General features: G+C 29.1%; 11 protein-coding genes and 1 other annotated feature. Of the genes, 2 read left to right on the top strand and 9 right to left on the bottom strand.

Features of this window, described 5'->3' with window-relative positions:
* Window position 1: 1 nt before the first annotated feature.
* The 9 genes from H9661_RS02080 to H9661_RS02120 all read right to left on the bottom strand — a co-directional run bounded on the left by H9661_RS02080 (window position 2) and on the right by H9661_RS02120 (window position 12,596).
* Window positions 2–955, bottom strand: coding sequence for a type II secretion system F family protein (locus H9661_RS02080; RefSeq protein ID WP_191767586.1), 954 nt, complete (start codon window positions 953–955; stop codon window positions 2–4).
* A 113-nt stretch (window positions 956–1,068) separates the two neighbouring features.
* Window positions 1,069–2,310, bottom strand: a complete 1,242-nt coding sequence (locus H9661_RS02085; RefSeq protein ID WP_143314598.1) for a TadA family conjugal transfer-associated ATPase — start codon at window positions 2,308–2,310, stop codon at window positions 1,069–1,071.
* Between the two features lie 8 nt (window positions 2,311–2,318).
* Complete coding sequence (locus tag H9661_RS02090) at window positions 2,319–3,404, bottom strand: AAA family ATPase (protein ID WP_191767587.1); 1,086 nt, start codon at window positions 3,402–3,404, stop codon at window positions 2,319–2,321.
* Between the two features lie 29 nt (window positions 3,405–3,433).
* Window positions 3,434–5,110, bottom strand: a complete 1,677-nt coding sequence (locus tag H9661_RS19970; RefSeq protein ID WP_191767588.1) for a DUF6382 domain-containing protein — start codon at window positions 5,108–5,110, stop codon at window positions 3,434–3,436.
* Between the two features lie 135 nt (window positions 5,111–5,245).
* Window positions 5,246–6,433, bottom strand: coding sequence for an ABC transporter permease (locus H9661_RS02100; RefSeq protein WP_191767589.1), 1,188 nt, complete (start codon window positions 6,431–6,433; stop codon window positions 5,246–5,248).
* Window positions 6,426–7,157, bottom strand: a complete 732-nt coding sequence (locus H9661_RS02105) for an ABC transporter ATP-binding protein (protein WP_143314602.1) — start codon at window positions 7,155–7,157, stop codon at window positions 6,426–6,428. Before H9661_RS02105 ends, H9661_RS02100 begins: the two co-directional genes overlap by 8 nt.
* A 313-nt stretch (window positions 7,158–7,470) precedes the next feature.
* Window positions 7,471–10,113 carry a valine--tRNA ligase gene (locus H9661_RS02110; protein WP_143314603.1) on the bottom strand — a complete coding sequence of 881 codons (2,643 nt, stop codon included), beginning with the start codon at window positions 10,111–10,113 and terminating at the stop codon, window positions 7,471–7,473.
* A gap of 51 nt (window positions 10,114–10,164) precedes the next feature.
* Window positions 10,165–10,391: a binding site (T-box leader), on the bottom strand.
* A gap of 64 nt (window positions 10,392–10,455) precedes the next feature.
* Entirely contained in the window at window positions 10,456–11,919 is a 1,464-nt protein-coding gene (locus H9661_RS02115) for a cellulase family glycosylhydrolase (RefSeq protein ID WP_191767590.1), read from the bottom strand.
* A 137-nt stretch (window positions 11,920–12,056) separates the two neighbouring features.
* Window positions 12,057–12,596, bottom strand: coding sequence for a CPBP family intramembrane glutamic endopeptidase (locus H9661_RS02120; RefSeq protein WP_243129497.1), 540 nt, complete (start codon window positions 12,594–12,596; stop codon window positions 12,057–12,059).
* Window positions 12,597–12,691: 95 nt separating this feature from the next.
* On the opposite strand from H9661_RS02120, the gene H9661_RS02125 reads away from it, so the two are divergent.
* A complete protein-coding gene (locus H9661_RS02125) occupies window positions 12,692–13,294 on the top strand; it encodes an accessory gene regulator B family protein (RefSeq protein WP_191767591.1) in 603 nt (200 codons plus the stop codon).
* A gap of 59 nt (window positions 13,295–13,353) precedes the next feature.
* Window positions 13,354–14,085 carry a LytR/AlgR family response regulator transcription factor gene (locus H9661_RS02130; protein WP_243129499.1) on the top strand — a complete coding sequence of 244 codons (732 nt, stop codon included), beginning with the start codon at window positions 13,354–13,356 and terminating at the stop codon, window positions 14,083–14,085.
* The last annotated feature ends 359 nt before the right edge of the window (window positions 14,086–14,444 follow it).

The following is a 14,444-nucleotide window of genomic DNA, read 5'->3' on the forward strand; positions in this document are numbered from 1 at the left end:
ACTACACCTCTATCTTCATTATTTTCTTAGCCCAAAGATTACCTATAAGTATAAGTATTATGGACACTGTAGTTATCATTCTTCCACTAATTGACTTTAATGGTGCCATAAAATCTGGAGCACTCATATATAAGAAAGCAACTAACACCACTGGTATTAGAGAAAGAATTTTTTGTTCAAACTTCTTTCCTGAAACCAGTACATTTATATCTTGCTTGATTTCAATTTTATCTCCAATAATTTGAGAGGAATTTCTTATGACCTCTTTAAGGTTTCCTCCTGTTCTTGTACACGTAGTAAATATATATGCAAAGGTTTGAACATCATCTAAAGCACTTCTCTCTGCAAAATCAGCTAATGCATCTTCAATTGTTTCATTTCTGTCTATCCTTCTTATGATAAATTGAAGTTCATCTAAGATATAACAGTCAGATGTTTCTTCATACATAAGCTTTAAATCATTATAACAATCTTTAAATGCCATAGGAACAGATTTACCTGCTGATAATGATGATGATAAAGCATATAATGCTTCCTTGAATTGAAGCAATAGCTTTACCTTTCTAGTGTTTATTAGATCCTTAGTTTTCATCTTTGGATAAAATAAACCTGCAAGTGATATTATAGCTGCCCATGCTACACTTTGATAAAATACATATCCAACAGCAAAAGCAACCGCCATTCCCAAAAGTCCCCATAGGATAAATTCTTTCACACTCATCTTATAGTAACTATAGTTTGGCAATATACCTGGTCCTTCTTTTTTCTTCTTTTCTTTTATTCCTTTAGATTTGTTCTCTTTCACCCTATTTTTTTCATCTTTATTAATTACTTCATCTTCAATTTCTATAACTTCATAATTGCGTCGTTTTTTTATAATCACGATTAATATCACTGATATTACTAATATAACTGCTATAATAGCAATTATTCCTATCAAGAATTTCGTTTTCATTCTTTACCCCCTATTTCAATATATTTAGTTAAATCAATATTGTTTTAGAGATACAATATATGTAAAGCTAACTAAAATTTCAATAAAATAGGTTTTTAATTGTTTAATTTATTTTATACATTTATATGTATTCCTGCCATAGACAGTTTTTCCTTATTTACTAATTCATTTTCAGTCCTAACAAGACTTCCAATGATTTTTCCACTTTCTGTTTCTCCCTCTTCTTTAAACACATAAAGAGGATTTAGTTTTATATTTCCATCATCATCTATTCCTAGCACTTCCGCAATTTCTAAGACCTTTCTACTTCTATCTCTAAGTCTTCCTAGATGTACTATAATATCTAGAGCTGATGATATTTGTTGTCTAATAGCTTGAATTGGGAAATTTACTCCCGTAAGAACCATTGTTTCAAGTCTACTTAACATATCTTTTGTAGAATTGGCATGTCCTGTTGATAAAGAACCATCATGCCCTGTATTCATTGCCTGCAACATGTCTAAAGCTTCCGCTCCTCTTACTTCTCCTACAACAATTCTATCAGGCCTCATTCTAAGTGAAGATTTTATTAAATCTCTAATAGATATTTCACCCTTACCTTCCGTATTGGCATTTCTAGTTTCAAGTCTTACTATATTGTCTACATTTTCAATTTGTAATTCTGCTGAGTCTTCAATAGTTATAACTCTTTCATCCCTTGGAATGAAATTAGATAAAGCATTTAAAAATGTTGTTTTACCTGATCCAGTACCACCACTTATGAACACATTATATTTTGCTAATACAAAGTTTTGCAATAGCTTTGCAACATCTGGTGTTATTGAACCATACCTTATTAACTTTTCTACTGTCATCGGGTCTTCTGGGAACTTTCTTATTGTTACAATAGGACCGCATAAAGATATAGGTGGTAATACCACATTAACTCTTGAACCATCCTTTAATCTTGCATCTACTATTGGAGACGATTCATTAACTACTCTGTTAACATCAGAAACTATCTTTTGAATTAAGTTTTCTAGCTTTTTCTGATCTTCAAATACAGTCTTTACTTGGATTACTTCCCCATCCTTTTCTACAAAGATATTTTTATGACCATTAATCATAATTTCTGTAATATCTTTATCATCTACTAAAGGTTGTAATACATCTAATTTTCTAATAGAGTTATATACCGTATTAACTAATTCTATCTTTTCTGAAACGCTAACGGCATAACTTTTTGTTTTTTGAAACACTTCTTTTGATATAACGTCTCTAGCATCTTCATCTGATAAATCTTGTTGAATGAATCTATCATCCCTTATCATAGAATTAACTTCATCGATTATTTGTTGCTTTAATTCTTCTTTCATCTTATCACCTAAACTAAATTTAATTTAACTATTAAGCTTTGTAATATTTGCTTCATAACCATAGTAGCATTTGATTCCATAGCATAATTAAATTGCATATTCATATCATAGGGTATTCCACCTTCTACACTTTTATTTTCTCTTTGTAGAGCTTCCGGCACCATATACTCTAGATTATTTATTGATTTATTTATTAAGAATGTATACTTTTCTAAATCAGTAACATTATTTATAAATGTATTTAATTTTTCTGTAGAAACATTATCCATACCAAATGGAACTATTATAGCATCTGAATTGTTTAATAAAACTCTATATTGTAAATTATATTTTGATGATGTATCTATAATAATTGTGTTAAACATCTGTACTTCTATAAGATTTTCTAAAAGAACTTTAACATCCTTTTTATCCATATCTTCAATATCTAGCATACTGTCAATTGCCTTATAGAAATATACTCCTGAATTCTCATCCTTACTTACAAAACTTACTATATCTCCTTTAATGTCCTTCTTTTTTTCTTTAATAGCAAATATTAAATCAGATAATGTAGTTTCTTTCATTGAATTAAAATATAAATCGGTAGTTTGAACATCTTCAAGATTTAAATATAACACACTATTTCCATTAGCCGCTAACTCCTTAGCTAAATTAACTGCTACAGTTGTTTTTCCAATCCCTCCTATTGGAGAATAGACCGTAATAATCTTACTTTCTGTATTAGTAACCGATAACTTTTCTAATTCATCAGAATTCTGTTCAGTATAAGCCTTAATAAGACTATCATGAAGAGCTTGTCCTGAAATATATTTATTGATTATAGGATAGCCATCAATTTCACCTTGTTCTTCAAAATCACTAAATATAACTTTTGTTTTTATATTGTAAGTTGTTAACTCTTCAAAATACATGTCTTTATTAATTATTACTATATCGAATTTTTTCTTAGTTTTTAAAAATTCTAATAGATAATCTTTATTCGAAAAACAACTAACTGTAAATCTTTCGGAATAATTATTATTAAAGTAATCACTTACTCCTTGCATATATCTATCATCTGCATCTACTATTGCTATACTTATCTTTGCCATAATTAATCACCTCGCTTTTATAATTCTTTTTAATATAATCTAAATGTATATACTGAGTCTGCTAGCATAATTTCATCTTTATCTTTTAATGGCTGAGGACTATTGCTAATTATCCTTTTTTTATTGATAAAGGTTCCATTTTTTGAATTCAAATCAACTATGTAGTACATTCCCTTTTGATTAATTATTTCTGCATGAATTTTACCTACAGCTTTGTTTAATATAGCATAATCTACTTGTGTAGATAACCTTCCTAGTCTGAACCTTCTAGTATTTATGTATATTTTTTCAGATTTTCCTGAACTATTTACTAAAAGATAAGGTTCACTTGTTGTAAGCAATACTGTTTCATCATCATAATTTTCTGTAGAGTCATTTTTAGGTATTTCTTTCACATTAGAACTATTCATATTTACTCCAGTAGAGCTATTATTAATATTTTGCATATTGTAATTCATATTATTGTTAGCTTGCATATTAAAATTATTACTAGTACTAGTATTTGTAGTATTATTCATAAAGTTATTATTAGTATTCACAGAAGTGTTAACATTATTATTTGGCATCCCATTGTTTATATTTCCATTATTATTGCTCACGTTGTTACTTGAAACGCCATTATTCATGTTCATATTGTTATTAACATTTCCATTACTCATATTATTTTGAACAGTTTTATTTTTCTTTATCTCCTCTTTTTTCTTTGGTTCTTTTATCTTTACTTTTACCTTGATCTTCTTTTTCTTATCTAATAAGTTTCTTAAAGCAAGAAAATCTAGTACTCCAATTATTAAAACTACTCCTAATTTTTGTGAAATATCCTCTAATGCTATAAATGCCAAAACTGCTAAGCATGCTGTAACCACAACCATAACAATGCTTATTATTATGTTTACTGTTTTGTATACTTCTTTAACCTCTACCTTTTCACTTAAATCAGCTTTACTTTTCTTCAAATTATTTGATGGTTTAAACTGATTGTTATTCATTTGCACAGGATTATTGTTTGTTTGCATTGGATTATTATTTAGATTTTGTCCCATTATATTAGGTTGTTGAACGAAACTTCTATCTCTCCCTATATTACCTTGCATATTGTTTTGTTCATTTAGGATGGTACCCATATCTTTACAGACATTACTTAAGAAAAAATCGTAAAATTCCTTTATAGTAGTCTTTTCTCTCTTTAAGAAATTCAACATTTTCTGAAGATAATGATCTGAATAAGTATCGTCAATATTTGCATAATCTACTATTATATCTTTAATCATATTCTTAAACTTATCATTAACGTTTAAGTTGTAATTTTTTTCAATTGGGATGTAGATATACTTAACTTGTAAGTTTTCCTTAGATATATATATCTTATCAAGATCCAAAACATAATTATTAACGGACAAATATTGTTCTTCTGATTTGACTAATGTCCCACACAAATTTTTTACAATATCCAAAAAATTCTTTCTTGATATTCTATTCATCCTAAAATAACTATCAATTGGAATTAGAGATGTAGTCTCATAATACAATTGAATTTCTGAATTAAATTGTCTCTTCTCAATAGGTAAAAAGCCACCATCCACATTTCTATTTACCATTTCAATTTGAAAATCAATTAATTCTAAAGCGTTAAAGTTTGTAACTAAATAATTTTTATTACTGCTTGTATTTGTAACAAAAACTATTTCTTTGGTTAAATTTGTCACTATTACCCCTCCATTCTTTTAATATATTACCATCTTAGCTTTTTAAATACAACTATCGATATTTAATCCATAATCCAAAAAAAATTCCAACTCATTTTATTATGAGTTGGAATCTCCAAACTTAATATTTTTAATTTAACTTCTAAATATAACTTCTTCCCTTGAGAACATGTACCTTGTAACAGAAACTATAGCTATAATATATACTATATGCCAACCTATAACTATTGCTATATGCTGAAGATTATATATTCCAAATAAGAATTCCTTCATAACACAAACTGCATTTACTAATGGTACATGGAAAAACACCTCTTGTATATTTTTTACATTCATATACATTGGAACAAATACAAGTAACATCATAGGAACCATTAACCCTGAAAGGTATGTATTTGCTTCCTTTGTTGATCTTGCATATATACTTATTCCTATTTGTAAAGTACAAATAGCTATTATTATAAATAATGAAAATAATATTATCAATGCTATTGCTTTTGAATTTATATCAAAAGATATTTCTGTACCAGCTACTGACGAAATATATCCCTTGAATGATACAAACAGAGATGACATGCTGGCAATTAATGCAACTACAGCGATAAGAGCCATACTAGCAATCTTTCCCCATAAAAGCGAACTTCTATTTCCTGATGTTGATAACAAAGGTTCAAAAGTTCCTCTTTCTTTTTCTCCTGCACCCATATCAGCTGCCAAGCCCATAGTAGGTGTAAGAAGTAATATTACTATCATTGCAGGTAGCATTCCCATAAGCATATTAGCTACTGAATTCATCTTTCCATCTTCGCTTATCCCTGATTTTTGTTCTACCGTAAATGGTGTAAGTATAGAGGAATTTATCCCCACCTCATTTAATCTTTGCTCAACTATCTGCTTGCTATACCCTTCAAAAAGAGTATTTACCATTCCAGCTGCAATTGTAGATTTATCTGATTGGTCATCTACTAACAATTCTATATTATTTGATTTCTTTTCAGCTATATTATCATCTATATTATGTGGCAAATTAACTATTAATTCTATTTCACCATCTTTTAATGCTTTTGAAGGATTCTCCACATCTTCTATCGTTATATTATCTTGAGTTTTTAGAACCTCAACTAAACTAGATTCCTTATCTCCTTCAATAACAACTCTTATTTCTTTTTCTGCATCTTTAGAGCTCTTTTGCATTGTTGAGCCCATAACTTTAAACATTATTGGGTAAATTAATATAGGTAATATAATAGTAAAGGCAATGGTTTTTCTATCTCTTAATATATCTGTTAATTCTTTTTTTAATACAGTTATGAAATTATTCATTGGAATCACCTCCAATTAATGAAAAGAACACATCTTCCAAATCTTGATTACTATACTTTTCTTTAAGTTCTTTTATCGTTGAATTCTCTAACAATTTTCCCTTGTGGATTATTATTACTCTGTCACAAAGCTTTTCTACTTCAGTCATTGAGTGACTTGAAAATAGTATAACTTTTTTATCATCTTGGCATTTTCTTATAAAATCATGAATTATCCTAGTTGCTCTTACATCTAAGCCTGTACATGGTTCATCAAATAGCATAACCGATGGATTATGAACAATTGAACGGGCAATAGATACTTTTTGTTTCATTCCCCTTGAAAACTTACCAACTTTTTTATTAATATACTCTATCATTCCAAATTCACTAGCCAAATCATCAATTCTCTTATTTGCCTCGTCATCACTCATTCCAAATAGATTAGCAAAATACTTTATATTTTCTCTTGCACTTAATCTATCATAAAGTCCTACATCTCCTCCAAATAATATCCCAATTTCTCCTCTTACCTTATTTCCTTGATTTGTAGCACTTAAATCATTAACAATAACTTCTCCTGAAGTAATTTTTAACATAGTTGAAATCATTCTAAGAGTTGTAGTTTTTCCTGCACCATTTTCACCTAAAAGTCCAACTACTTCTCCTTCCTTTACTTCAAAGGACAGATTATCAACAACAGTTGCATCTTTAAATTTCTTAGTAAGATTTTTTACTTCTAACAAAACTTCTCCCCCTATTTCTCTTAATGTATTCTATTTATTATACAATAGATATTAAATTTTAACTAGATATTACTGGATTTTAATCCAAATTATCTTATGATTAGTTTAATATTAACCTCAAATTTTTCCCAATATATGTAATAGCAAACAATCTTTCAACTTTATTAGTACTCATTAGTATTTAAATTCTCTACATTTTCCACATATAAATAAAGCAGCCCAATGGGACTGCCTTATAATTTCACATAACTAAATATTTCTCTATAGCTAGTTGTTTTCCTACAGATAATATTAATATTTGAAAACAATATACTTATCCTAAAGCCTTTATTCTCGCTTCAACAGCTTCAAGCATTTCAACATACTTTTCTCTCTTAGCTTTTTCTCCATCTACCACTGCTTGAGGGGCTTTAGCAACAAATCCTTGATTCCCTAGCTTTTTATCAATTCTTTCTATTTCACCATTGAGCTTTTTAACTTCCTTGTTTAATCTTTCAAGTTCCTTTTCCTTATCTACTAAATCTAGAAGAGGCATAAATAATTCTCCACCTTTAACTACTAAGGATACTGCATTTTCTGGAACTTCATTCTTGTTATCTATAAACTCAACCTCTGAAGCTGATGCAAGCTTTTCAATATAAACTACTCCTGACTTAAATGCTTCCTTAGCTTCTTCTCCAATATAACAAATAACTTTTGCCTTTCTTGAAGGTGGAACATTCATTTCAGCTCTTACATTTCTAAGTCCTTTAATTGCTTCTATTATATATGCCATTTCTTCTTCAGCATTTTTATCAACTAATGATTCTTCAAATTCTGGCCATGCTGAAGTTGTAATTGTCTCTTCATCACTTAAGTGAGTAAAGATCTCTTCTGTTATAAATGGCATTACTGGATGTAATAATTTTAATCCCGTAATTAAAACTTTATTTAAAACATTATAAACTACACCTTTAGCCTTTTCATCTTCACCATAGAATACTGGTTTTACAAGCTCTATATACCAGTCACAGAATTCAGTCCACATAAAGTCATAAACTTTTTGTATAGCTATTCCAAGCTCAAACTTATCCATATTTTCTGTAACTTCACTGATTAAGTTATTCATTTCTGATAATATCCACTTATCAGCTAATGAATATTCAGTACAGTCTTTGTATTTATTCATTATATCTTTATCAAGATTCATCATAACAAATCTTGAAGCGTTCCAAATCTTATTAGCAAAGTTTCTAGCTGATTCTACTTTTTCTGGATAATATCTTATATCATTTCCCGGAGCATTACCAGATACCAACATATATCTTAAAGCATCAGCTCCATAACTATCTATAACATCTAAAGGATCAACACCATTTCCTAAAGACTTACTCATCTTTCTTCCTTCTGAATCTCTAATAATACCGTGAATTAATACTGTATCAAAAGGAGTTTCATCCATGTTATGAAGTCCTGAGAAAATCATTCTAGCAACCCAGAAGAATATAATATCATATCCAGTAACTAGAGTGCTTGTTGGATAGAAGAAATCTAAGTCTTCTGTCTTATTTGGCCAACCAAGTGTTGAGAAAGGCCAAAGTGCTGATGAAAACCAAGTATCTAATACATCCTTATCTTGTTCTATATTAATAGATCCACACTTTGTACATGCTGTAGGTGCATCTTCTAATACCATCATTTCGTTGCAATCTTTACAATAGAAAACTGGGATTCTATGTCCCCACCATAATTGTCTTGAAATACACCAATCTTGAATGTTCTCCATCCAATTAAAATAAGTCTTTTCAAATCTTTCAGGAACAAACTTAGTTTTCTTATTTTTAACTACTTCTATAGCAGGCTTTGCTAAAGATTCCATCTTAACATACCATTGCTTAGAAATTATAGGCTCTACAGTAGTACCACATCTATCATGAGTACCAACATTATGAGCATGGTCTTTAACCTTTACTAACAATCCTGCTTCTTCTAAATCTTTTACAATAGCTTTTCTTGCTTCATACCTATCAAGCCCTTCATACTTTCCACCAAGTTTATTGATAATTCCCTTATCATCCATAACTCTTATAATTTCAAGGTTATGTCTTTTCCCTACTTCAAAATCATTAGGATCATGAGCTGGTGTCATCTTAACTGCACCAGTTCCAAACTCTAAATCAACATATTCATCGCCAACTATAGGGATTTCCCTATTTACTAATGGTAAAATTACAGTTTTCCCTATAAGATGCTTATATCTTTCATCATTTGGATTAACGGCAACTCCACTATCACCTAGTAATGTTTCAGGTCTAGTAGTTGCGATTTCTAAAACACCAGAACCATCAGCTAGTGGATAGTTAATATGCCAAAAATGACCTGCTTGTTCTTCATATTCAATTTCAGCATCAGAAAGAGCTGTTTGACAATGAGGACACCAGTTAGTTATTCTATTTCCTTGATAAATTAAACCTTCATTATATAATTTAACAAAGACATGTTTAACAGCTTTATCTAGATTATCATCCATTGTGAAAGCTTCTCTTGTAAAGTCAGCTGATACTCCAACCTTCTTTAATTGAGTTCTTATTCTCTCTCTATATTCATCAGTCCATTCCCAAACTTTTTCTAAGAATGCTTCTCTTCCCATTTCTTTCTTATCAAGACCTTTTTTAGCAAGTTCGTTTGCAACTTTAACTTCTGTTGCTATTGAAGCGTGGTCTTCACCTGGAACCCATAAAGTACAATAACCTTGCATTCTCTTAAATCTTATAAGCATATCTTGAAGTGTATTATCAAGAGCATGCCCTAAGTGAAGTTTACCTGTTATATTTGGTGGTGGCATAACTATTGAATAAGGCTTTTTACTCTTATCTACAACTGGAGTAAAATACTTTTTCTCTTCCCAAGTTTTATATATTCTCTCTTCAAAATCTTTTGGATCATATGTAGTTGATAAATTTTTGTTTTCTTCCATATTTATTTCTCCTTATCTTTATCTTTGCAAAATAAAAAGAGCCTTAATCCTAAAAAGGACGAAGACTCGCGGTACCACCTTTATTCCTACTATAGTAAATTAGAACTATTATAGGCTCTTATTTAAATAACGGTTTAGAAAAACCGTCCTTAGCTACTAAAAAATTTCACTAAGGAAGCTCAAAAGCTACCTTCAAAACCTTCCATATAAGGGCTTTCACCTAATCCCTCTCTCTTAAATACTTTTGGGTTCTTACTCCTCTTTATCACTGCCAATAAAATATTAATTTACTTCATGATATATTAATATAATTATTTTGTCAAATTAATTTTTCACCATAGTTTATAGTAGATCATAAAGTGCAAATAAATCACTGATATCTATTTCTCCATCTTTATTAATATCTGAATTTTTTTCATTAATTTTATAATTAGGATTTAACAAAAACTTTTTAAGATCTATACCATCTGCCATTGTTATTTCCCCATCTCCATTAACATCTCCAAGTAACGCTGGTTCAGGAACCTCTCCATTCACATGCGTTCCATATTTTCCTAAATTAACCTTATGATCTAATCCTATGCATTTTCCTGTACTTTCATCCTGCCATAATGTAGGCTTAACTAATGCCATCTTTGCTGTATCAACTGTTTTAAAATCATAGCCAAGTATTCCACCAGTATCTCCTGAGTTTGCATTAACACACCAGAATGTATGATTTAAATTATTTTCCTTAATTAAGTCAGCTAACTCTTTCATCCATTTTTCATTCTTTCCACCATCAAGGTTTCCACCCCATTCTCCTATTAGAACTGGTGCTATATTCTTTTCTTTAATGTAAAACCAGTTATCACGCCATACATCCTTAATCAATGAATCCTTAGTAAAATCACCTTCAAACCATGACTGAGCTGATACCCCTGGACCATAATCATGTGGAGAATAAATTACTTGATTTTTATACTTTCCAAGATCTACAGGATAATCTTTAACCCCTCTAAGATTTCCTCCCCACCAAGAACCATAATAGTCACTTATTCCTTTAGCATCATAAGTAAGGCCTTCTTTTGGATATGTCTCTACTCCTTCTACTATAACTAGAAGATTTGGGTTAACATCTAAAATTGTTTTTCCAACCTTTTCAGCTTCATATTTCCAATTATTTTTATCAGTACTTCCGTCCCATTTAGCTGATTCTCCTGCTTGATATGACTTTCCATGAGGTTCATTAAAAACATCTGCTGCTACTACTGTATCATCATTTTTATAATGTTCAGCTAAATAAGCCCAACAAGCTTCAAAATCTTCAGTTCCATAATCACCGCTATACCAAGTAGGAGTTTGTCCAGCACTTACAATCCTGTGCATATCTAGCATAACTTTCAAACCTATCTTTTTGCAGTAAGCTATAACTGCATCCAAGACTTCTAAACTATTTTTCCCTTTTAAATCTGGATTAAGATAATCATTTGGTGAAGCAGGCATTGGATATGTACCTTGCCTCCATTGATTTACTAATTCTACTGATAAAGGCACTCTTAAAATATTAAATCCGTTATTAGCAACTGTATCCAAAATGTTCCATGGTGTATTTGCCCATATTCCATGAAAGGAATAATCTGGTGTTTCATTTCCAAACCAAGCTATACCAGTTAGTCGTACTTCATTACCATTTGCATCTAAAATTTCACTTCCGTTTGTGTGTAAATAATCATCATTATTATCTGCAGCTAAAGCTGTCAATGGTGAATTTAAAAACACCATAGCTGCCATCATAACAGAAATACACAATGACTTTCTTTTCATAGATAATTTCCCCCTCAAATTTACTGAAACTACTGTCATTGCAATAGTTTTGTGCTATAATATTACATAATTACATATAATATGTAAAGTGAAATAGCATAAAACGCCTGTATTTAAATCGCAAATGATATATTACTTTATAATCCTATCCAAATACACAAGTTAAATACTGAATGACAAATTATTGTTACCCATAATGATTTGTATTCTTTAAATAAATACCCAAAAGCTAAACTTACCATAGCTGTAGTTATGGATGATTGTAATATATTAGTGCCCGAATTTATCCATGTAGGAATATGAAGACTTGTAAATATAAACGTAGTTATTAAATTTGCTGTCCAAAAACTATACTTACTATCTAACTTTTGTAAAAGGAAACCCCTAACCGGTATTTCTTCAAGAAAACCTACAAGCATCCCGCTTATCCATAGTATTCCTATATTAAAATTCATATGAAATGATCCTATAAGTATATTTTTTATTATAAGCAGACCTATTAACATAAGACTTACTATAGTTCCAATTAAGATACCTTTTAACGAATTCTTAGTTAATTTCAGATATTCAAAGGGATTAGTTTTTTCCACTTTATAAATATAAATGAATACAGGTACTATGAATATAAAAATATATATTGATAACATTGATAAAAAAAAGCTTGGACTTATTTCCAATTCAAACACCTCTTTGCAAAAATTATATATTTATTATATAGTAAAATATGTTATTTTCATAATAATAATAATGATGTAGAGAAAGGATTATTTTGATGATTGTTACAGATAAATTAACTAAAAAACTTACAAATTTTATCGGTGAAACACTTTCAAAATCTGATGAAGATTTGGAGAAAATTGAATATGGCATTAAAGTTATTTTTCTAAACCTATTTAAAATGATTATTTTATTTTCAACTGCTTATATTTTAGGAGTATTTAAATATACCCTTATAGCTCTTATTATATTTGCCATATTTAGAACATTTGCTTCTGGAGCTCATGCAAATTCTAGCCTTCAATGCATTATACTAAACTACGTGCTTTTTCTTGGAAATGTCTATGTTAGCATGTATTTTCCTTTAAATAAATTATATATTTCTTTAATTTTTATAATTAGTTTAATACTTACTTATTTTTATGCTCCAGCAGATACTGCTGACCGTCCCTTAGTAAGCACAAAACTACGTAAGAGCTTAAAAATCAAATCATTACTAGTTGTTATATTTTTCTATATAATTTGCATGATTATAAAAAATGATATTTATATGAATTTAATCACCTTTTCTATCTTAGAAGAAGCTTTAGTAATTACACCTGTAAGCTACAAAATTTTAGGTAAAACATATAACAATTACGAAAATATTCAATTATAGACATAATAATGTAAATAATGTTATAATATAATGTACACTTTTTTATGGGGGGAACATTAATGAATATAATACTTTGTGAAGATAACTCACGCCAAAGAAAAGATTTTGAAGATATGATAACAAATGAAATAAATGATTTAGATTTTAAAATTGTTCTTTCTACAAATAATCCAAACAAAGTTATTAAACATGTAGAGGATAATTTATCAAGTAATTTTATTTACTTTCTAGATATTGATTTACAAAGTGATATAAATGGAATAGAGTTAGCTAAAAAAATTAGAAAATACGATTCATCTGGTTATATAATATTTTTAACAGCTCATGCTGAATTAACACTTTTAACATTCCAATATAAAGTAAGAGCTATGGATTATATACTAAAAGGGGACAACCATTTAGTTAGACAAAAAATTCATGATTGTATAACTCAAATTTGCACTGATATATCAAATAGTAGGCATAAAAAAAGTAATATAATTCCTATTGATATTGGAAATAATCTTGTATTTTTTGATTTAGACGAGGTTCTATTTTTCGAAACAGCTGATACTGAACATAAGATTAGAGTGCATACTTCTTCAGGGTATTCTGAATTTTACGGAACCTTAAAAGATATCGAAAGCACCTTAACTCCGTCATACTATAAACCACATAGATCTTATTTAGTAAATACTAAGATGATTAAATCTATAGATAAAGAGAACTTAATTATACATATGAATAATGGCGAAACGTGCTATGTGGCATCACGTTACTTAAAGGGACTGTTACAAAAATGTTTAAAGTAAAGTAATGAAGAAAAATAATTTAAATCTTTATTAAAATATAAACGTATTCAATTTGTTTTTAGTAAGAAAGGACTGTATTATTTTGTCATACTTAGTTTTAAATGTGCTTCTTTCTTGTATAATGTCGCTTATTATGATTTTACCAATAGTGTGTTTTAGTAATTTACTTGTTAAAAAAAAGTTTTTTTTTGTAATTTTATTTATTAACTATTTATGCATTACATCCTTCCATCTAAATATGAAGGATGTAATTTGCTTGTGTATATTACTTTTCACTTCATTTATCTATTTATATTTTAACTATAAGAATATACTGTATCCTATAATAACTATTATATTAATTAATATTGTTATATCTT

The sequence above is a fragment of the Clostridium cibarium genome, from assembly GCF_014836335.1.
Taxonomy (GTDB): Bacteria; Bacillota; Clostridia; order Clostridiales; family Clostridiaceae; genus Clostridium; species Clostridium cibarium.